The 21622-nt window shown below is 46.4% G+C and carries 16 protein-coding genes and 1 pseudogene; 5 read left to right on the plus strand and 12 right to left on the minus strand.

Annotation, left to right across the window (positions count from 1 at the left end; all coding sequences use genetic code 11):
• Window positions 1–4045 (plus strand): CHAT domain-containing protein (locus NC994_RS26255; protein ID WP_190431432.1); only part of this gene is annotated, 4045 nt, incomplete at its 5' end.
• An 87-nt stretch (window positions 4046–4132) separates the two neighbouring features.
• Here the strand turns inward: NC994_RS26255 and NC994_RS26260 are convergent.
• The 3 genes from NC994_RS26260 to NC994_RS26270 all read right to left on the minus strand — a co-directional run bounded on the left by NC994_RS26260 (window position 4133) and on the right by NC994_RS26270 (window position 9113).
• Window positions 4133–5857: a hypothetical protein gene (locus tag NC994_RS26260; RefSeq protein WP_190411513.1), complete on the minus strand. Its 1725-nt coding sequence runs from the start codon at window positions 5855–5857 to the stop codon at window positions 4133–4135.
• 182 nt (window positions 5858–6039) lie between these two features.
• Window positions 6040–7365 (minus strand): hypothetical protein, encoded by a 1326-nt coding sequence (locus NC994_RS26265; RefSeq protein WP_190431434.1) that lies wholly within the window; start codon window positions 7363–7365, stop codon window positions 6040–6042.
• A 971-nt stretch (window positions 7366–8336) separates the two neighbouring features.
• Complete coding sequence (locus tag NC994_RS26270) at window positions 8337–9113, minus strand: hypothetical protein (protein ID WP_190429943.1); 777 nt, start codon at window positions 9111–9113, stop codon at window positions 8337–8339.
• Between the two features lie 482 nt (window positions 9114–9595).
• Here NC994_RS26270 and NC994_RS26275 point away from each other — a divergent pair, with 482 nt between their 5' ends.
• Window positions 9596–9802: a hypothetical protein gene (locus NC994_RS26275; protein ID WP_190431435.1), complete on the plus strand. Its 207-nt coding sequence runs from the start codon at window positions 9596–9598 to the stop codon at window positions 9800–9802.
• Here the strand turns inward: NC994_RS26275 and NC994_RS26280 are convergent.
• The 3 genes from NC994_RS26280 to NC994_RS26290 are packed head-to-tail and all read right to left on the minus strand — an operon-like array spanning window position 9763 to window position 11898.
• A complete protein-coding gene (locus NC994_RS26280) occupies window positions 9763–9981 on the minus strand; it encodes a hypothetical protein (protein ID WP_206753504.1) in 219 nt (72 codons plus the stop codon). The genes NC994_RS26275 and NC994_RS26280 overlap by 40 nt on opposite strands.
• A gap of 47 nt (window positions 9982–10028) precedes the next feature.
• Window positions 10029–11471, minus strand: a complete 1443-nt coding sequence (locus tag NC994_RS26285) for an ATP-binding protein (protein WP_190431437.1) — start codon at window positions 11469–11471, stop codon at window positions 10029–10031.
• Window positions 11455–11898 (minus strand): arsenate reductase ArsC, encoded by a 444-nt coding sequence (locus NC994_RS26290; RefSeq protein ID WP_190431439.1) that lies wholly within the window; start codon window positions 11896–11898, stop codon window positions 11455–11457. The genes NC994_RS26285 and NC994_RS26290 overlap by 17 nt, the downstream gene beginning before the upstream one ends.
• A 964-nt stretch (window positions 11899–12862) precedes the next feature.
• Between NC994_RS26290 and NC994_RS26295 the strand changes: the two genes are divergently transcribed.
• Window positions 12863–13078 carry a hypothetical protein gene (locus NC994_RS26295; RefSeq protein ID WP_190431442.1) on the plus strand — a complete coding sequence of 72 codons (216 nt, stop codon included), beginning with the start codon at window positions 12863–12865 and terminating at the stop codon, window positions 13076–13078.
• 125 nt (window positions 13079–13203) lie between these two features.
• Here the strand turns inward: NC994_RS26295 and NC994_RS26300 are convergent, their stop codons facing one another.
• On the minus strand, window positions 13204–13431 hold the full coding sequence (locus NC994_RS26300; protein ID WP_190431444.1) for a hypothetical protein: 228 nt from the start codon (window positions 13429–13431) through the stop codon (window positions 13204–13206).
• A gap of 150 nt (window positions 13432–13581) precedes the next feature.
• Here NC994_RS26300 and NC994_RS26305 point away from each other — a divergent pair.
• Window positions 13582–13725: pseudogene (locus NC994_RS26305) on the plus strand (formyltetrahydrofolate deformylase); the annotation flags it as partial.
• 276 nt (window positions 13726–14001) lie between these two features.
• Here NC994_RS26305 and NC994_RS26310 read toward each other — a convergent pair.
• The 4 genes from NC994_RS26310 to NC994_RS26325 form a co-directional block, all read right to left on the minus strand.
• The gene (locus NC994_RS26310; RefSeq protein WP_190431446.1) at window positions 14002–14706 is read right to left on the minus strand and encodes a hypothetical protein; all 705 of its coding nucleotides are present in this window, start codon (window positions 14704–14706) and stop codon (window positions 14002–14004) included.
• A gap of 66 nt (window positions 14707–14772) precedes the next feature.
• The gene (locus NC994_RS26315) at window positions 14773–16344 is read right to left on the minus strand and encodes an alkaline phosphatase (RefSeq protein ID WP_190431448.1); all 1572 of its coding nucleotides are present in this window, start codon (window positions 16342–16344) and stop codon (window positions 14773–14775) included.
• 189 nt (window positions 16345–16533) lie between these two features.
• A complete protein-coding gene (locus tag NC994_RS26320; RefSeq protein ID WP_190431450.1) occupies window positions 16534–18123 on the minus strand; it encodes an alkaline phosphatase in 1590 nt (529 codons plus the stop codon).
• A gap of 109 nt (window positions 18124–18232) precedes the next feature.
• Complete coding sequence (locus NC994_RS26325) at window positions 18233–19570, minus strand: phytase (protein WP_190431452.1); 1338 nt, start codon at window positions 19568–19570, stop codon at window positions 18233–18235.
• Between the two features lie 574 nt (window positions 19571–20144).
• Here NC994_RS26325 and NC994_RS26330 point away from each other — a divergent pair.
• Window positions 20145–21101, plus strand: coding sequence for a tyrosine-type recombinase/integrase (locus NC994_RS26330; protein WP_190431454.1), 957 nt, complete (start codon window positions 20145–20147; stop codon window positions 21099–21101).
• 20 nt (window positions 21102–21121) lie between these two features.
• Here the strand turns inward: NC994_RS26330 and NC994_RS26335 are convergent, their stop codons facing one another.
• Window positions 21122–21442 carry a hypothetical protein gene (locus tag NC994_RS26335; RefSeq protein WP_190431455.1) on the minus strand — a complete coding sequence of 107 codons (321 nt, stop codon included), beginning with the start codon at window positions 21440–21442 and terminating at the stop codon, window positions 21122–21124.
• Window positions 21443–21622: the final 180 nt, after the last annotated feature.

Here is a 21622-nt window from a genome sequence, read left to right on the forward strand (position 1 = left end):
TCAGAGGAGCTTACCTCACTTTGCCTTTCTCTGCACTTGCGAAAGTGCCGACCCCAGAGCAGAAGCAGGATTAGGGGGATTAGGTCAGCGATTGGTCAGAAATTTGGGGATGCCTGCTGTAGTAGCGATGACTCGCAAGGTGAGCGTAGAGACAGGCTTGGCTCTAGGACAGAGCTTTTATCGACGACTTAGAGAGTCCGGAGAGGTAGATACGGCGCTACAAGAGGCAACAGCCGGACTGGGAAAACGCCACGATATTGCTGTCCCGGCTCTGTTTAGCCGCTTGGGTGGGCGTCCCTTATTTAGCGATCGCCTTGACGATCGGGATTTAACTGACGAGGAAATCGACTATGGTATTGGCAAGCTGAGCCAACTCCTTCAAGAACGCGCCCCTCATGCCTCCGTACTCAAGGAGAGCTTTAAAAGGCAGGTAGAGACGCTCAACGGTACCAAAGGAGCCGAGTCACGCATAGCGAGTGAACAGCGCCAGCAGGCAATAGTAGAGATCGATAACCTGTGCGATCAAGTCCTGGAAATTAGCTTTGATGCTCTGGCAGCTTTAGGCAAAGAACCACCAGAATACAAGGCTGAGTGTCCTTTTCCGGGTCTATCTTCCTTTGCTGAGGAACAATACCATAAGTTCTTTTTTGGGCGCGATGAGCTGATTAGAGACTTACAAAAGGAACTGGCGAAGGATAATTTCTTAGCGGTTATCGGTGCTTCGGGCAGCGGCAAGTCATCAGTGGTACTAGCTGGACTGATTCCTAAGCTTAAACAGGAGCCAAGCCTACAGTCGGTTCGCATCACACCAAGCAACGAGCCGCTCAAACAATTAGAAATACTGTTAAAGGTATCGGAACAGCATTCGGTACTGGTGGTAGACCAATTTGAGGAACTGTTCACCCTCTGCGAGGATAAAGCCAATCGCCAAGAATTTATCGACAAGTTGTTACACCTTGCCGAGCGGCGGAAAGTTGTGATTACGATGCGGGCGGACTTTTTAGGAGAGTGTACCTTCTACCCCGAACTGAGAAAGCGGATTGAAACCCGACAAAAATTGGTTGGACCGATGGAACCTGCCGAACTAATTACAGCGATGAAGATGCAGGCAGATAGGGGAGGGTTGCGCTTTGAAACTGGCTTGAGCCACTCGATTCTCAATGATGTGCAAGGAGAGCCTGGGGCAATGCCACTGCTGCAATATGCGTTGCAGGAACTGTGGAAGCGGCGGCGGGGGCGCTGGATGTGCGATGAGGAGTACCAATCTATCGGTAGAGTTCACCAGGCGATCGCTAAAACTGCTGATGATTTTTACAATAGCCTCCCAGCTAAGCAACAAGAGCAAGTCCAGAATATTTTCTTGCGCTTAACTCGCTTGGATAAGAATGCCATCCAGGGAGAGAAGCGACGGGACACCCGCCAGCGAGTGGAACTAGAGGATTTGGTGCCGAGTGGGAGCAATCTGGCCCAGACGAAGAAGTTGGTACAGCAGCTAGCTGGTGAAGGGGTACGGCTAGTCGTCACCAGTCGGAACCAAACTACCGGGAAGGAAGAAGTAGAAGTCGCCCATGAAGCTTTAATCCGCTATTGGCCAACATTGAAGGAGTGGTTGAGCCAGAACCGCAGCGATTTGCAACTCCGAGAAACGATATGTCAGGCGGCAGAAGATTGGCACCAGCACCAAAAGCAACCAGACCAAGACAGCTATTTAATCCATCAGGGCGGAAGATTAGAAGATGCACAAGTGCTGTTGAAACAGCCCAAATTTGTGCATCTCAACCAAGAAGAAGCTGAATATGTCTTGGCTTGTTTGGAGCGGCGCGATCGCATCCGCAGGCAAGAAAAACAACGCAGACATCGCCTGCTTTTCGCCGCTGTCACCTCAGCTTTTGTCTTTGCTGGATTTGCCATCTTTGCTGGATATCAGTGGCGGCAAGCAGACAGTGCGACGCAGGAAGCAAAAAATGCGAAGCAGCAAACAGAAATCGAGCGAATTCAGGCGTTAAGTGCTTCCTCAGAAGCTCACTTAGCAACAAATCAATTAGAAACATTGATCGGAAGTTTACAAGCTGCCAAAGGAGTTAAGCAACTGGGACTGCCACAAACAACCTTAACGAATAAAGTAATGGGCAGCCTGCACAAAGTAACTTCTGAAATCAGAGAAATCAATCGCTTAGAAGAGCATAAAGACCAAGTTACAGATGTCAGTTTTAGCCCAAATGGTCAGATACTGGCGAGTGCTGGAGTTGATGGCACAATTCGTTTGTCAGATTTACACGGCAAAGAACTCATAAAATTTGTAGTTAATGAAAAGAGCATTAAAAAGAGCATTATAAATGTCAACTTTAGCCCAGACGGTCAGATGCTGGCAACTGGTGCTGAGGATGGGACTACAAAATTGTGGAATTTGAAGGGGGAACTATTGAAGGAGTTTCCTAAGCAGAAGAAGGAGGTATATAACATCACTTTCAGCCCTGATGGTAAGAAGATCGCTACTGGTTCTGGGGATGGCATCGTCCGCTTATGGAATTTGCAGGGAAATTTAATCGAAGAATTTCCCGCTCATAATACTAGTAGTAGAGTGTGGGGCATCACTTTCAGCCCTGATGGTAAGGCGATCGCTACGGGTTCTGGAGACCACACCGCCAAGTTGTGGGATTTGAACGGCAAACTATTAAGCGAATTTAAAGGGCATAAAGATACGGTATTTAGTGTTAGTTTTAGTCCCGATGGTCAAAAACTTGCCACTGCCTCTAAGGATGGTACTGCCAAGTTGTGGGATTTGAAAGGAAAAGAGTTAAGAGAATTGTTAGGAGATCAAGAGCCAAACTGGGTGTTTAGCGTCATTTTCAGTCCCGATGGCAAGCACCTCGCTACTGGTTCCAAGGACGGCGTTGTTCGCTACTGGGGTTTGAATGGACAACTCTTGAAGGAATTTAAAGGGCATAAAAACTCAGTTAGGAGTGTTGTTTTCAGCCCAGATGGCAAGCTTTTAGCTACGGCTGGATACGACAACACTGTACGCTTGTGGGATTTGCAAGATCGCCAGCAGTTAACTGATTTCAAAGGGCACAAAGGCACAGTCTGGAGTGTCAGTGTTAGCCCGGATGACGAGATCCTAGCGACTGCTGGAGCTGATAGCACTGTCCGCCTGTGGGATTATTTATCAGGCGAGCAGTTAGGGGAATTCAAAGGTCATAAAGGTGTAATTTGGAAGGTTACTTTTAGCCCGAAGGGCAAACTTTTAGCTACATCAGGAGAGGATAAGACCGCTCGCTTGTGGAGTGTATTTGGTAAGCAACGGGGAGAATTCAAAGGCCATCAAGGTCAAGTCTTAGGTTTGAACTTTAGCCCGGATGCTAAGTTTTTAGCAACCTCAGGAACGGATGGCACCGCCCGCTTGTGGGATTTGTCTGGTAAAGAACTGCAAGAATTCAAAGGTCATAAAGGTGCCGTCCTGAGTGTCAGTTTTAGCCCGGATAGCAAATTTTTGGCTACCGCTGGAGCTGATAGGATAGTACGTTTGTGGAATTTATCTGGTCAGAAGCTAACAGAATTCCCAGCACATCTAGACTGGATAAACAGCGTCATTTGGAGCAATGACGGACAAAAACTGGCTACAGGTAGTAGTGATGGCACTATTCGTTTGTGGGATTTGTCAGGTAATCAATTAAAGGAATTCAAAGGTCATATAGGTCCAGTACAGAAACTCCGTTGGAGTAAGGATGATAAGCTGCTAGCGACTGCTGGATCTGACTCAACCGCTCGTCTATGGGATGTATCCGGTCAACAGGTAGCTGTATTCAAAGGTCATAAAGGGGAGGTCAAGAGTATCGATTTTAGTCCAAATGGCAAGCTTCTAGTTACGAGTGGTGAATATGGGAGCGTTAAGTTGTGGCAAATTGAAGGATTAGATGATCTGATGGTGCGGGGTTGCGCTTGGGTACACGACTATCTCAAGAGTCCAGATTCCAAACTTACGCTTGAAGAACGTCAGGTTTGTCATGGTATTAGCTCTGCTAGTAATCCGCCTAAACCTAACTGAGACATTGGCTACTGCCTAAAAATTGAAAAGCTGTGCGGGAGTTTTCCCACACAGCCGTTTACATAGTTGCGATATTTGAGATCGCTATTAACTCAATCCCTTCAACACATTTAAGAGATTGGTGGCTATTGACATTGCTGTTTGCATATCGGTGTTATTAGCTGGAGCTTTTTGTACAGTATTGACAAATTGCTCTAATGATGAAATCAGTTGCGTCTGAACTTGCTTAAGGGCAGCTTCATCAGGCACTTGCTCTGGAGTTTCCGGAGCCAACCCCTGTCCCGGCTGGTTAGAAGGCAAATGCACAGTTTCAATCGTGGGGCGCTCGGCACTAGCATCTTTACTGCTACTGACCACTAGCCGGACTGCTGGGTCGCCGATAATCGCATAGTTGCGGGCGTCGTTGTTAGCCGTCCACATAGCAGCTAAACTCCGATTGTTGGGAGGCGCGCCAAACTTAATATCTTCTAACTCAATGTTAAGGTCAGAGGAAATTTCGGCATAGCGCTCATCAAAATACTCCACTGCCGACCCGACTGGATGACCTTCCAGCAGGCGCTTCACGCTACTTTGAAAAACTGCTATCTGCCGTTTATCTGCACTTGAACCGCGAATATCTGACCAAGAGAAAGAACAATCCCAAGCTCGATCTATATGACCGATGACAGCTAGGGCACCTCCCTTGGGATGGCTCAGAAGTTTCTGCGGTAAGCGGGCAAGAAAGGGATACGGCGCAATGTCTGGTCTTTCTGAAAGAGATTGAGAGTGACCCTCGAATTCATCCTTTTGGGGACAGCCAGCACCATAGCAGGCAAAGTGAAAAGCAATCATCCCTAACAGCCGCGCTTGTTCGCTAATATCGTCCCCAGAAAAGTAAAAATCTTCCGGAATCGGTTTTTTTCCCCATTCGAGACCAGGCCAGTCTTGGCACAGCAATGCGCCTTGGTGGGGCAACTGTCGCGGATCGCCGTTGGGAAAGACCATACCGTGACTGGCAGTGAACAGCAAACTAGGCGTTTCGCTGCCTCCTAGCAGCTGCCCCAGACGCGCTTTGGTTGCTTCTTCTTTAAGAATCGTTTTCACATCCCAGTTGGAATGTTCCTCGACAGCCCATTCAGATAACGGCTGAATCAGGTCTTGAGTGCTGAGATTAGTGGCACGGTCTCCTGGGTTGCACACGCCGAAAAAGGCAGCGCTAGGAGATAAGGATAGATTGCTAGTTTCCGCTTCTACTACACTGCGAGCGTACTGCGCGTACTGCTGTGGCGTATCAAAATAAATGCGACCTACTGCATACTGAACGCTAAGCTGGGACTGAAAGCGATAGGGAATTGTTACTGGATCTCCAACAATCAGCAGGTAGTAGGGCATTTTGTCTGGATCGGCAGGACCTGGACCTAATCCTTGACGCGACAGGAACTTATTTTTTGATTCGTACTGATTTTTTGCCTTGTCGTGACGATAGCCTTTAGGACCAATGTATTCCTGATAGTAATGCTCGTGCTTTTGGGTGGCTTGCTTTTTGCGATGGTCTAATAGCTCGCTGAGCGCCTCTCGAATTGCCGGATCGGCATCGTAAGCGAAAATTACTCCCCAACCTGTTTCTGCAAGGTTTTTGGGGTCTATTCCCTCTATGGGAGCAAAGTCAATCTCTTCTTTTTGTCGCTTTTTTAGCTGGATATCTTCTAAACTTTCTGGATCGAATTCTTCGCCCTGGGCAATCTTAGCTACTTGCTCAGCAGTCAAAGGAGGCAGCAAATAATCGCCACTGGCTCCATTAATTCCATTGAAGAATAGCAGGTCTTCGGACATTTCTTTGGTTCCTGATAATTTTGAGTGACTAACACCGCAAGGCTGTTGGATTGACCTCTTTTCCCACTCTTGTGTCGCAAGTACAGACGCATCTGTCTTCCCTCTTGCCTATATAGGCAAGCAGGGTTGGGGAGGTTAGGCGATCGTCCGAACAGTCTTAATGTCTTAACTAAGACTGGCGGTTAACTGCCAGAAACTGCCGACCACAGCACATGGGCTACTTCCGGTTTGGCAAAGTCGTTATGGGCACCAACAAACTTGTCTGTCACGTCATTAATAAACTTGCTGCTTTCCAGGTTGTAGACTTTACCCGGTTTAAACTGATAAGAGGCATCAGAACCGAGCATATTTATGTCTTCTACTGGAAAGCCGTTTCCGCAGAGACCAAAGCAGCCAATTCCGCCATATTTAGGCAAACCACCGGCGGCAAAGTCCACACGACTAAAGACAATCTTTCCAGCTAGGGGGTACATCTTGCCGACTGCATAGTCGAAGTGAGATTGGGTCGTAACAATTGGACCAGCGACTTTACCTTGAACGATGAGTGGATTAAAGTAACCAGGGCGATTGCGTTCGTAGGAAATTTTTGAACAGTAAGACCAGAGAGACATCGCTCCTTGAACCAAGACCAAAGAATTAACTGGCCGGACTAATTTGCCCTGACCTTTTGGACCGGCAAGGGTGGCAGAGACAAGAACGCATCCGAAACTATGACCCATCAGATGGAATCGCACAGTTTCAGGAGTGTTCTGTTGAAGTGCTTTTAACAAGTTGAACCCAGCGCTTTCACCGATTTTGCGAGCGCGGTCTTTCATCGTCCAAAAAGATAGTAGCCGCAGGGGAGTTAGAAACTTATCCCAGTCAAAGCTGCTGCCAGCACTGAAGCTGACGGGTTCTTGGTGACTTGCTTGATAGATGCCTTCCGGATCGAAACCTTCCCAATCCGAACCTGGTGCCCCACCCCCACCTTCGCTACCCAAACCAGCCTCTTGGTTCAACACTTGGTAGGCGTTTACTACCTCTGGCGGTAAGGTATCGGGTTCGCTGTCTTCCATCCCCTTCCTAAAAATTGTTTGTAGTGCTTGCCGCGCTTCCTCAGTGTTAGCAATGCGTTCAGCATATTCATCAACGGCGCTATCGACAGGATCTGCATCGTTCACGCCAAAAGACACCGAAGCACTTGTCAAATCTTCATTGCCCCAAGGCTTGCTGGGCCAATGCACTCCGATCATTAAGGGACGAAACGGTCGCGCCTGTGTGATTTTTTCGAGATCGGCTGTTTGTTTAGCCATCGCGCCAATCCATTTGTTGTACTGATCTCGCGCTCCGGGAATGTCACCCATCCAGCCGTGGCTCATGATGAATACATCTGTGATTGGTTCGCTAGCAAGTGCTTCCAAGATTTTTTGGCTCATCAACTCGCCATGTTCATCGCGTTCTTTGCCAGATGCATCAAAAGCGATCAGGTAATACTTTAAGGAAGTTCCGGGTACTGTTTCGATTGGCATTTATAAATTCCTCTGCTTAAAGATTTCTCTCCAAAGTTAGGTGCCAAAACCAAAAAACGAATACTACTTGTAAAAAAACTTTGCAGAGTCTTGCTCAGGCAGTCCCTACTTCAGTTAGGATCGATTCACTGGGAAAGTGGTTGTTCAACTGACTGGTAGTATAAATTGCCGCGCTCCTCGTCCGCTCAGGACAGCCGACTCAACCAGGATGTCGTATCGCCTACCCATGTCGTTAAGTAACTCTGGCTTGGGTGCCAAGTAATACTATTTCACTTTATTAGGACTTAGGCACCAGTAACAGAAAAATGAACCGCTTAAGCGTTGTGAAGCGCTCTCTTTGCTTTAGTCCACGAAACATCAAGGTTTCACCCCAGTTTGACAGAACAGCGGTATGTTCAGCCTAAAACTTCGGGAAGCTTTTCTCCATGCTTATGCTCTTCGCTACTTTCCAAACATCCTCTAAACTTGGGTTTAATCACTTAATTACTGCTATGAATCAGTTCAAACCCTTTTATTCCTCTGGATAAAAGGGTTCATTTACTATTTATCCCCTCCGGAGAGTGACAGAAGAGGGATAATAAATAATAAATTAAGAACTAAGTGCCTACGTGTTTTTATCATCAATAAAGCGGTAGAAGTAAGATAACTTTAAAAATGCACCTTAAGTCAGCACTGATTTTTCTCAATAAAGCGCTAAAAGTAAGATAAATTTAAGATGCAAATTCTATAATCCTAATACCATAGGGGTTTTAGAGTTAACAGAAAAATGTACTTTTTTTATTTGTTGTTAGTGGATATTATTCACCGTTAGTTGAGCAATCATATCTTACACGATGAATACGATAGTTGGTAGAATTCCAAAATTGGTTTCACCCACCCCAGTAAAGCTACGCTTTACCGGGAGTATGTCAAAATAAGAAGGTGTGTTATTTGTATTAATACACCTTACAAAATTGGCATTGCTGAAGGGCTTATTCAAAGGATAATTTATGATTAGGTGATCGCTTCAATTCCCACACAGATACGATCAGAGGAATGGGAATGATTAAGAAAGTGTAGAAGTTCATTAGGGATCTAACTAATAACCGTTGTCCTGGATCGTTGACGAGATCGAGAATGGGATGTCCCAAGGCACTTGAAATTCCAACGACGGTATATCCTACTGTTACTGCGAATAACGTTATCAGATAGGCAAGGGCAAGGGGACGGCTATTTTTGAAGGGCAGTGCTTTCATCGCGTAGAAGTACAAAAAATTCTCGAAGGCTACTAAAAACAGAAGAAACTGAAAGCCGATATAGGGGAGATAATGATATAAGAAGTTCACTTCTGGGCTCCAGACAAACACAATTCTGAACCAGACAGTCAAAAGAATTTCAATGGGCAAGAAAATTGCCGAGACGATATAAAGATATAGTGGAGCTTCCTTTTTCCTATACGCATCTTGAATTCTCAAAAAATCAAAAATTATATAGAAGATAAAAGGAACTTCCCACAATGGTAGGAGCATCGCCGAAACCGTTCGACTGGGTTCATGATCCAACCAATTACAGGGGTGATTAAACCCAAATAATTTATAGATTGCAGTGGTATGGGGATCAACGTCAACCAATGTTTCAGTCAAAATCGCTCCCACAAGCAGTATGATAATTAATCCTACATAGGAAATAGTTCTAAGAATTTCTGGATTAAACGTCAAACTAAAAGTATAGTTGAGTGGCTTATTATTGGTTGACTTACCGACAGTCATATTCGTTTTACCTCAATAAAGTTTTCATTTTGGACAACTGAGTAACTAAGGTTGGAAAAACCTTACTATTGATCAATTTAGGAAAATTTTGCTGAGAATATTCTCCAGATTTTTCGGTCGGTAATCTGAAAATGAAACCCAACCGCATGTATACAGCAACCAAACTGATTTTTTCAATTAGAATATAAAATATCACACAAGCGTTGAATGTGGCGATCGCTCTCAAGATTTTTGGTTTTGTGACGCTCAGGATTTATGGCGATCAGATTTGTGGTTTTCAAATTCGTGTACACTAATCAACGCTGAAAGTCAAGTCTATCACGATATACTCGTTGGGCTCTGACTTCATCGCGAAGTAGGCGTTTGAGCAGTTCTACTGCCAGATTTTAATGCTCCATGCCTACCCCTTCCTGTGGCTCTCGTAGGTTGCTAGAACAGAATCCGGAAACTTCTCAACGTCTCCCCTCTATCAGGTTTCTGCAATGCGATCTCTTATAGCAGCAACGCTTGCGCGATCGCTTTCAGCCTCTACTCATCCCTACTCAATCTTCCAATTAGGCGTTAAACCCGAAGTAACTTGGCTATACATTTGCAAGACCGATGCAGAAATACGTCCTGAGAGTTTTGCGATCGCATTCTGGGCAGCGGTTCAAAAGTCCTGCTCGATTAACCCAGAACAATCGATTTGAGTTAAGAGAGGATTTTCCTTCAAGTCGTCATAGATGACTTTCCCGGCCTGCCCGACAATCAGAGATAGCATTGATAGCATTGCGGCGTTCCTAACTTCCAGGTAAGTCGATATCTGGGATAAGTCGCGGTGTTCTGAGTAAGCGTCGATTACGCACAATGGAATTCCTGCATTACTCATCTCTTGTTAGAACCATGTGTCGGGAAAAGTCATTTGTCTAACCCGTTTTAATCATTGTCCTGGGATATACAAATCTCAGTTTGACTAAGATAACGAGGCGACATAACTACTGGAAGCTCAATCACAAATTCTGTCCCTTGACCTTGCCCAGAATTGCAGCGTAAAAGCCCATCATGCTTCTCGACAATAATCTGGTAGCTGATAGCAAGTCCCAGCCCTGTACCTTTACCGAGCGATTTTGTAGTGAAAAATGGGTCAAATATCTTGCTTTGAACCTCTTTGGTCATGCCAGGACCATTGTCCGAGATTGAGATGACAATGCCATCATCCTCTAGCCGTTGAGTTTGGATAAAGATCGCGCCCGGACAAAATTGACATACTTCAAAGGACTTACGATTCTGTTCTTCTAGCGCATCAATGGCATTGCTAAGGATGTTCATGAACACTTGGTTAAGTTGGCCTGGATAGCACTCAATTTCAGGCAAATCACCATACTGCTTAATCACTTGAATTTCTGGACAATTTGACGGTGCTTTTAGTCGATTGTGCAGAATCATCAACGTGCTATCAATGCCTTCGTGGATATTCGCCACCTTGACCTCAGCCTCATCTAAACGCGAGAAGTTTCGCAAAGAACGCACAATTTCTCGAATTCGCTCAGCTCCCACTTTCATTGATGTCATCAGTTTAGGTAAATCCGCTACTAGGAACTCTAGGTCAAGGGCAGCTGCCTCTGCCTCAATCTCAGCTCCTGGCTTAGGAAACCGCGCTTGATAAAGTTGCAGAATCTGTAGCAATTTCTGAGTGTAATTATTGGCATAGGTGATGTTGCCGTAGACAAAATTAATCGGATTGTTGATCTCATGAGCAACTCCAGCAACCAGTTGACCCAAACTTGACATTTTTTCGTTTTGAACCAACCAAAGTTGAGCTTGCTGGAGCTGTCGTAATGCCTGTTCCGTCTTATCTTTTTCTTGGCTCAAATCCGCTGTGCGCTGTTGAACCCGCTGCTCTAATTCTTGATTCGCCAGCTCTTGAGCAAGTTTGGCTTCTCTCAATGCGATCTCGGCTTGTTTGCGTAAGGTGATATTTGTTACTAACAGTGAGTAGCCACTTACGATTCCGTCTGAGTTGTAAATAGGTTGTCCATCGAGCAACAGCCAAGACAGCAATTGAGAATTTAGTTGACGGGCAAACTCAAACTTAAAACTCTCCCCTTTAATCAGTTGTTCGCGGATGTAAGTTTGTTGAACGCTTGCGTCAGCCCCAAATGTTAAAACTTTAAATAATTTTTCTCCAATTAATTGTGACCCTGGCAGAGCGACTTGGTCTGCAAATGCCTGATTCACCCACTCCAAGCGTCCGGAACGATCGAGCAGTGCCATTAACAAATCTTTTCTGGCTGCCAGGGCTGCAACCCAAGTGGAAGGCAACATCTGCGAATTTTCTAAAGCCATAAGATTGCCATTGCAGCTATTGTCTGGTTGCATCGCGCCTTCCAGCAACGTAAGCTAAAAGCACTCGGCTGATGTCATCTCGCACCTGACGAAACACTTGCAACTTTTGAGTTTCTGTACCCGTAGCTACGGCAGGATCGGGGAAACTAAAGTGATGACGTTTTGTTGAAGGAGGTAGCACTGGACAACTTTGGTCTGCATGGTCGCAAACCGTAATCACCGTGTCAATCGTTTGCTTGAGATCGAACAGAGAGTTGATGTGTTTACAGGAGTATCCATAAATATCAATTCCAACTTCTTGCATTGCCTTTACAGCGAGAGGATGAACTTCTTTCGCTGGCTCTAATCCTGCACTTTGAGCAACAAATAAGTCATCAGCTAGTTCTTTAAGAAATCCCTCAGCCATTTGGCTGCGGCAAGAATTACCAGTGCAAAGAATCACGAGAAGTGGCTTTTCCATTTTTAAACCAGAAGGTTAACAGTTTCTTAATTTTAGGTTAAGAACCTTGGTAGCTTTCTGTAAGAAGCGTCTAAAGTGAGTAGGATGCTTAATTTTCTGAGCAAAACTAATATAGGCTATTATTTAAGCGACTCGGTAAATCAATTGTATTCTATGTTAGTAGATTTGCAAGTTGTCATCCAGCCCGTTACACAGGAGGAATGCAGGCACCAGTTTCTGGTAGATTTAAATTACAAATTTCTCTTGTAATTACAATAGTGACGATTGCTAGATAGCTTGTTTTCCTAAAGCTAATTGAGGCTGATAACCTTGATTTAGTTATTTTTTTAATTGTCTTGATATGCGAGTACAAGATTATAGTTTTTTCAAAACTCAGCGTCAGACAAACCAGCGTATTTAACTATAAATTGATTAGGGAACTATCGAATTAGAGCAAATAATTATTCTGGTTTGCAGACGGCTACAGTTGAGCCAGAGGTGTGAGTAGTATCCGAACAAGAACTTACGCTAAGGGGCCTACCCATTGAACCTGCTGAACCCGTTACCTCTGTAAGTGCTTCCAACCTTAAGACTATGATGAACAACCATCCTACCCTTTCAGTAAATATTAAGGCATCTGTGGAAGGGCTTCTGGTGGCTTCTCGCATTAGAGACCTACAGTTCCTAGATGACTTTACTGTTATTTAGTTTAGCGCCACTAAGGGTTTTGACCATATCTTCTGCGGGGAACTTGTTGCGGGAATCTCGATTATCGGGCTGCACTTTATCGGTTGTTACATACAAATTTAGGCGAAATGTATATTTGATAAGCGCTTACTCCGATTAATTTGCTAATAATCTATCTTTAGGTTGAGGCAGAGTCTGCAAATGGGATGAAGCTTGCATTCAGGCGCTGGGTTAAAAATTGATTAAAAGATACTTGCTTAACTCAAAGTAGCTAATCCATCTAAGTTTCATATGACTAATGGCTGAAAGTATATTAAGTCAAGCTCAAAACTGGGGCTTTATATATAAATGTGATGAGGAGAATAATTGTCAGATTTTTCCTCAAAATCCTAGAGAACATTGGAAATTGCAGCAAAACGAGAATAAATGGCTATTGATAGTTAATAATGTTGCTCAAGTTATTTGTTGCGAACAACAAGCTCTAAGCTTTCTAGAACGGCGATTCCAGAGTTAACAATTATATTCAGCAAGCAGTGAAAAGCAACTTTAGGTAAGAATCCTTAGCTCTACCAAGAGAAAATCTCAGGTAGCCAGAGTTGTCCGTTCCCATTGGATTGCTGACAAATTTACGAACAATCGCTAGTTGCTAGAATTGTCAAGTTCATCGTCCTCCTCAGTAAGCTTCAGCAAAGCATCTAATGTTTGGTTAAAATCCGCTTCTAAGTGTTTTCTTATAAAATTAAATTCAGGGGCAAAAGGACGGCTAATAACTTGTTCATCAAAAACTTTTAGGAGGCTTTTTATAGCTTGGATTCTAGCTGCCAAGGTTTTTATTGATTCCCATTTCTCTTTAGAAAAGTCATTCATGGCTGTTTGTTGCTGACCAAGCTGGTACGGTTCATTAATTAAAACCAGTAATCAGTTATGAAATTTTTCAGTGAGTTAGCTGGAACTCATACTTCTTGGGGAGCTAACGACGCAAAAAAAGCATTGTATTTTTAATAAGCTTTGAGCATCAGGGAAGTATTAGCAGTCAGTTACCGAGATGAAGTAGACGATTTAATTCGCAAAGGCAAAGATTTAGAGCGAGTCGTGTTAGCAAGAGCAGTGCGATCGCATTTACAAAACCGCGTATTAGTCTACGGCAATAAAACAGTAGTGGGACTTAGGCATTTTCTAGCCCCTTTAGGAGCTGAAAACCTCTCTGAGCAAGGAAAAGAGGTCGATGACCAAAAAATGCCTGAAACCCTTGTGAATACTGGATTTATGCTCTTTCGAGCTGAGAGTCCTTCTCTGTCTAGGTTTGAAGCCATTTTATTATCAGTTTTTGCCTAAGTCCCGGTAGTATTTGAGTAAATGTTGAGCAACCAATAAAAATCACGCACCCAATATGCAAGGGTGCGAATTATCAAAGCGCGATCACAATCAATTGTAAAGCTACTTAGCCAATTTGGATTTGCGCTTCAACACTGAACCAACGCCTAAAATACTAAAAGCTAAAACACTTAAAGCAGATGTAGGTTCAGGAACCCCAACGCGGACATTATCAATGCCGATAAAGGCGGCACCATCATCATCGCTTCCAGACGCAACCAGACGGAGTTCATCGAACTTTACACCTGAAATCGAGAGTGTAGAATGCAGCAGAGAGCTAGTTTCAATAACCCCAAAATCAGCTAGTGCTACTGAGTTACTTTGTACCAGGTTTCCATCTAAAAATGCCTCAAGGGTCAAAAGGTTGTTAGAAGGAGAAAATAGCTGGCTGAAGATATCTAGACTTGCAGAGGATTCTACTTTGCCAGTAGTAATCCGAGTTGAACCAAAGCGTCCAAAGCTGGCTTCGGCTCCTTCAGCATAGCCGCCAAAGGTGAGGTAATTGGAATCTGAGAAGAATTCCCCTAGATAATCTTTCGTAGTACCTTCTATATAAAAAGCAGTCGTCTCCGGGGAAAGACCTGTATCTAAATCAAAGAAAGTAATTTTCTCATTCGTAATCGTTGTTCCCGAAAAGCCTTCCGAGAAGTTATCGAAGCTGATAGTTGCAGCTAGTGTAGGAGAGGCAAATGCTACAGAAGAGACAATTCCAATGGCAGAGAGTCCAGTGTAGAAATGGGACTTGATAGCGCTTTTGTTTTTGAGCATTGTGTATTTCCTCACGTCAGAAAAATTTGGTGAAATGTTGGTATTTGTAATACGCGCTGGATTGAACTAAACACGCATCGCGCCCGGCCGCCCGTTTTCAACAACAAACGAAGCTAGGGTGCTAATAGAAGCATTCGGGTCGAGAATGGTTGAGACTACGCGGAAATCGGTCTGCCAAGCGTTGCGCGTAAGATTGCAACGGACATAACCCCGGTATTGCCCATCGAAGAACTTAGTATGGGGGTTTTCAGGTAATGCTGCTTGAACTGAGGCAATGGCTGCGGTTGGGAAATCAGAGGTGATGGACGTTCCCACAAACTCAGTAGCGACTGTTGGCGAGGATGGGTTTTGGTAGTCAGCCTTCAAGTCGTGTACCCAACTCGAATGAATATCCCCGGTCAGCACGACTGGGTTATTCGGCTTGCGGTCTTTGATGAAGCCAAGGATACGGTTGCGAGAAGCTACGTAGCCATCCCAAGCATCCAAGTTGAAAATTTCAGGCGTTCCGGCAACAAAGTCATATTCCGCCATCATCACCTGCTGCGCGATGACATTCCACCGAGTCTGCGACTTGGACAATCCTTGGAGTAGCCACTGCTCTTGCTCTCGACCCGTCATGGTGGCATCAGCAGCGAAGGCTTCAGCGCAACGGGGTTTAAATCCGTCGCCGCACGGCTGATCGCTGCGGTACTGACGGGTATCCAGCACATTGAACTCGGCTAAATCCCCAAAGGTCAAACGCCGATAAAGCCGCATATCCGCACCTTTTGGTAGGGCAGCAGCACGTAGTGGCATATGCTCGTAGTAAGCTTTGTAGGCGTTGGCTCTACGATTTACAAACGCCTGCGGACTTTGACCGTCTTCGGGTATCAAGTCAGCGTAGTCGTTTTCAACTTCGTGGTCGTCCCAAGTTACAATCCACGGAAACGCCGCATGAGCCGCCTGTAGGTTTGGATCGGTTTTATACAGTGCGTGGCGGTTGCGGTAGTCGCTAAGGCTGACGATTTCCGGACTATTATGTTGACGTGGCCCAATGGGTAGCGGCCCATATTCGTAGATGTAGTCTCCCAGGTGAACAACAAAGTTCAGGTTTTCCTCAGCCAGGTGTTTGTAGGCTGTGTAGTAGCCGTTTTGCCAATCCTGACAGGAGGCGAAGGCAAAGTTTAGCTGGTTGATGGGAGTCCCGAAGGCGGGTGCGGTGCGAGTTCTTCCGATGCGGCTGACTTCGTTACCTGCTTTAAACTGATACCAATACCAACGATCCGGCTGCAACCCACCAACGACGACGCGAATCGAGTGACCGAGTTCGGGGGTAGCGATCGCAGTTCCCCGCAATACCACCTTACTCATGTTCTCGTCGGTGGCAATTTGCCACTGTACGGGTACGTTAACAGATGGCATCCCGCCTCCATTTAACGGATCGGGAGCTAACCGCGTCCACAGCACAACGCTGTCTGGAAGTGGATCGCCGGAAGCTACACCGAGAGTAAACGGGTAGCCGGAAAACCTTGGCTGGGCAACTACTCGACTTGAAAATTGAGTAGCGATCGCTAGACCAGTCAATGCCCCACCGCCAACCAACAAGCCTCGCCGTCTCAACCGACTTGATAACAAACGCTCGAAATCAAAGCCATCCATAGAATACCCTTGCTACTTTTTTTGCTAGAGAAAAAACTGACAAAAACACAGGCTGTTGAGCATCAAAATTGCATAAAGCCATCGACAGTGCTTAAGTAGCAACCAACGTACAGACAAAATTAATCGCGCTACTATTGACAAACACAATGATTCATGCCATATCAATGCCCAACCGCTGAAGTGTGAAACCTAGACGCGCTTTACAACTCCTCGATCCGGTAACTCAAAGGAAGCTGCTGTGGTAATGGGTGTATTGGGGTCAGGGACGGTCGTTCTACCGGGCGCAGACTCCGGCAGCAGTCGGAAATCAGTCCGCCAACGTTCGCGGTTGAGGTCGCAGCGAACGTAACCACGCTGCCGACCGTTGAAATACTTGACCCACGGACTTTCTGGCAGAGCCGCCTCAATGCGATCGCTAGCACCGAAGCCAGAGGTGATGGAAGTACCCACAAATTCAGTACCCACGGTGGCAGAGTTGGGATTATTGAAATCTGCTTTCAGGTCGTTAACCCAGCTAGAGTGGGTGTCACCCGTGAGAACGACGGGATTGGATGGTTTGCGTTGTTGCAGGAAGTTGAGTATCCGGTTGCGGGGAGCCACATAGCCGTCCCAAGCATCGACGTTGAAAACATCCTCCTCACCTGCTGTCCAGTCGTGCTGGGCAAAGACGACCTGCTGGGCAATAACATTCCAGCGCGATCGCGAGCGATCCAAACCCTGGAATAGCCACTGCTCCTGCTTTTGACCTGTCATTGTGGCGTTTGGGTCGAAAGCTTCGGCACAGCGCGGCTTGATTCCGTCGCCACAAGGCTGATCGCTGCGATACTGACGGGTATCCAGTACGTTGAACTCGACTAAATCCCCAAAGCTCAGACGGCGGTACAGCTGCATATCAATCCCCTTAGGCATGGAAGACTGGCGCAGGGGCATATGTTCGTAGTACGCCTTGAAAGCGTTGGCGCGTCGAGCCAGAAATGCTTGCCGTGACTGTTGTTCGGGGTCTTGGGGTATCTCGTCTGCCCAGTTGTTATCTACTTCGTGATCGTCCCAAGTAAAAGTCCACGGAAAGGCAGCGTGAGCGGCTTGTAAATTTGGATCGGTTTTGTAAAGGGCATGGCGGTTGCGGTACTCTTCTAATGTCACCGGCTCCGGCCCATTGTGAGAACGGATTGCCTGGGGATTCCCTGCTCCCTCGTAGATGTAATCACCCAGATGCACAACCAGGTCGAGATCCTCTTCAGCCATGTGTTTATAGGCTGCGAAATAGCCAGCTTCCCAAAGCTGACACGAGGCGAACGCAAAGCGGAATCGATCCACGCGAGAACCGAGAGCTGGAGCCGTGCGAGTCCGTCCTATCTGACTAACTTCCGAACCCGCTTTGAACTGATACCAGTACCATTGGGCAGGTTGGAGTCCACCGATAACCACCCGAATCGAGTGACCGAGTTCTGGAGTAGCGATCGCAGTTCCCCGCAACACCACCTTACTCATGTTCTCGTCGGTGGCAATTTGCCACTGTACGGGTACATTTACAGATGCCATCCCGCCTCCATTTAACGGATCGGGAGCTAACCGCGTCCATAGCACAACGCTGTCTGGAAGCGGATCGCCGGAAGCTACACCAAGGCTGAAAGGATAACCGGAAAATCTCGGCTGGGCTACTACTCGGCTAGAAAATTGAGTGGCGATCGCTAGTCCAGTCAGACCACCCGCGCCAATCATAAATCCTCGCCGTCCCTTTCGGCTTGATAGCAAGCGCTCAAAATCAAAACGATCCATAAACACCCCTCAAAATTGCTAATTATTAATTGGCAAAAATTTGTATGTTGGGTTGAGCGCTTTTCTTTCCCCAACAAATGTGCTGGGTGAGGTTCCTCAACCCAGCCTACTAACTCAAATTCGCTGTCCTTTGTCTTTTCCGCAACAAATATCCCATACCAAAAATTGCCAACAGCGTGAAGCCATTAGTGCTTGGTTCTGGAACAGATTTCGAGTTATCTTGACGCGGATTAAAGCTAGTAGTATCAATTAGTAAAGGATTAGGGAAAGCATTTGCTATGTTTTCCCAACTCACAAACTTAAAGTTACTGCTGACATTCTCAAACTCTTGGTCTTCCTCATTAAAGAACAAGACTTCTGGATCGTTAGAACCATCTTGAGTGACAAACAAACCAAAGGGAAATTTTGACCCTAAAGGCACGTTAATTACAGCAGCACCATCAGATTCTTGGACTGCATCAATATCCCCAAAAGCCCCTACACCAAAGCTACCCAGATAATCGTTACCGGCTGTACGGTTGTAAACAGCAAAGGTATTATCGCCTTGGCTGGAAGCAAGTAGATAACCTTTACCATCGCTACCATAATATATAGTTAAACCCTCAACATCCGCCTCTAAATTGCTACCTTCTGGCTTAACTGCATCGATGAGAACGCCATTGCTGCTGCTGGATGGTTCGGCAGAAAACTTCCAAATTCCCCGATTTTCTTGACCTACGTAGAGATAGCCCAACCCATTATCTGCTACCATACCTTCTACTTGGGCATCTTCTAATTCTCCCCCTTCGGGAATGGGAAGAGTGAGCGATCGCACGCTCTTAGCACTCACTTTACCTGAGCCATTGTCAAATAGTTCTATCTGAGCAACATTACCCGTTTCTCTCTGGGAGACAAAGACGTAGTTTTTGTTAGAAAATGGGCTTACATACGAGGTTAGACCGTAAGCAGTGGTGCTACCGTTCGATGATTCTCCTACTGGGGTGAAGATGGTTCCCAGATCAGGTGCAGCGACGTTTTCTAAAAGGCGAGTTGTCGGATCAATTTTGAAGATGGCGAGGGTGTCGTTGAGTCGGTCGGATGCGATCGCTAAGTCAACTGACTGACCGCCGAGATTGAAGCCATACAACAAATCGACGTTATTGTATCGCACATCGCCGGGTAGTATAGATTGCAACACCTTCCCGTCTAAGTCGTATACTCCCAGTCCCGCATTTTTGAGAGTTCCCAGAACCAAACTCAACGATGGATCGGTTGGGTGCAGCCAAATAGCCGGGTCATCTGCATCACCAGGCGGGTCTACAATCTCGTCTAGGACTTCCGGCGTTTCTACTATTGGACGTACCAAACTTACTGCCGCAGCCGCCCGTGTGTCCGATAATACACACAGAACTGCTAAGCAGCTAGTTATGATAGGCGCGATCGCTCTCTCCCAATTGCCTTTCCCCATTGCTTCTCCTCATCAAGACGCACCCCTCGGCTCAGCAATCTATAGTGTTTTTACTGAGAGTTTTTCAGCTTGAGTAGTAACAATCCGTAAAACTACGGATTGTTATCAACCTAAGCCTACGGTCAAGACATTAGGAGAAGGTTATCTGCTTGTAATGGGAGTAATAAGACGGGTCATCTTCACGAAAACTTCACAATCAAGCCGCCAATCCAGCACAAATATGAAGTTATCGCGATCGCGTCAATTTACTCGACGTATAATTAACAACATTAGCTTCTAAGTAAAGAATGAAGCGTATAGCGAAAAGAACGATCATACTCGCACACAACTTCCGCGTCCTTTGATTCAGATACCGCTGCAATCTAACGGATTTTCTCTTGCCACTCCACCGGGCATAGATGCCAGCATGAGTGAATAGATTTTTGAGAGTTTTCAACGGGTTAGCACTTCCCTTACAACAAACGTGTATCTGAGTTCGCTTGGGATAGTATAGCGATCGCTCCCCATCGATTAGTTCGCTTCGGGTAACGAAGGTGAGAAAATAGTTTTCTAGAATACTACTTCTGATAAGTAAATGAGTCGCCTAGCTGCGAAAACTCTGGTGCTGACAATACCGCTGCCACTGACTCAACACCCGGCGGCGGTATATTTGGACGGACTGGCGGATGGTTCCAGACCGACGATGCAGCACGCACTCGATGCGATCGCATCTCTCTTGACGAACAATCAGTGCGATGCGATGACACTGAATTGGGCAGCGCTGCGCTATCAGAATACTGCGGCTATCCGCACGGCGCTGATGAAACGATACGCCCCGGCGACAGTGAATAAGATGCTGTGTGCGTTGAGAAGAGTGCTCAAAGAGGCGCTGAGATTGGATTTGATGGATGCGACTGATTATGCTCATGCTGTGGATTTTCCGAGCGTCGGGGTCAAAAAAGGACTCAGAGGACGGGCACTGAGTCCTGATGAAATTGCCGCGCTCTTTCAGGTGTGCGTTGATGACGCAACACCCACGGGTGCTAGAGATGCGGCGCTCATCGCTATTTTGAGGGGCGCTGGATTGCGTCGGGCTGAAGCAGTCAAGTTGGACTTGAAAGATTTTAATGCCAGCCGCGGTCAGCTGGAAGTGCGGGATGGGAAGGGCGGGAAAGACCGCACGGTGTATCTGCCCTCAGTAGCGAGCGCTCTCGTGGGAGATTGGCTTGTTGTCAGAGGCTTGTCACCGGGTCCGTTGCTGTGTCCAATTCGCAAGGGCGGACGGGTAGAGCGGCGACGAATGACTCCCCAAGCGGTGTTATTGATTGTGCAAAAACGCGCAGCGGAAGCTCTTGTAGCGTCATTTTCTCCCCACGATTTTAGGAGAACCTTTTGTTCAGACCTCCTCGATGCTGGCACTGATATTGTCACGGTACAGAAACTCGCGGGACATGCTTCACCCGCGACCACTGCCAAGTATGATCGACGCGGCGAAGAGACGAAGCGAAAAGCTGTGGAGCGGTTGGATATTCCTTACATTCGGCGGGGGTGAGAGTGCGATCTCTGTCCGATTCAACACCTGCAAGGCCTGCGGTCTCGTGACTTGCCTCCAAGCAGTTCGGCATTCCCCGCCCGCTTGGAGGCCGCTGGAGCTGCCCGGTCATCGTCTAGTTGCTGAGGTTTTGTCGGAGCTGAGTCTCGCTTGTCTGTTCCTTTCTCGTTCGTTGAGTCGTTGGCTGCTGAGTTGGGTGCAGTTGAGTGTTGTTGGCGGGTGAGCGATCGCGCTTTCACTGGCTTCGTTGCCTCGTGTGGTTTGATTAGGTTTCGCTTCTCAGGTGTTGCATATTTCAGTCCAGTGACCGAAATTCTAGTTTCACGACCTTCAGATACCACCGAAGAGCTGGAACGATGTTTCAGTTGAATCGGTATCCGTGGTATAGAGTGCCTAATATAATCCTATAGTTAGGCACTCCAGTTGATTGACCCGAACCCAACTGATTAGTAGAATGCCTAACATAGCCCTAAGGTTAGGCACTCCGGTCATGTTTATCCGAACTAAAATTATTAAGGGAC

This window comes from Trichocoleus sp. AS-A1 (assembly GCF_039962015.1).
Classification (GTDB): Bacteria; Cyanobacteriota; Cyanobacteriia; order Cyanobacteriales; family FACHB-T130; genus FACHB-T130.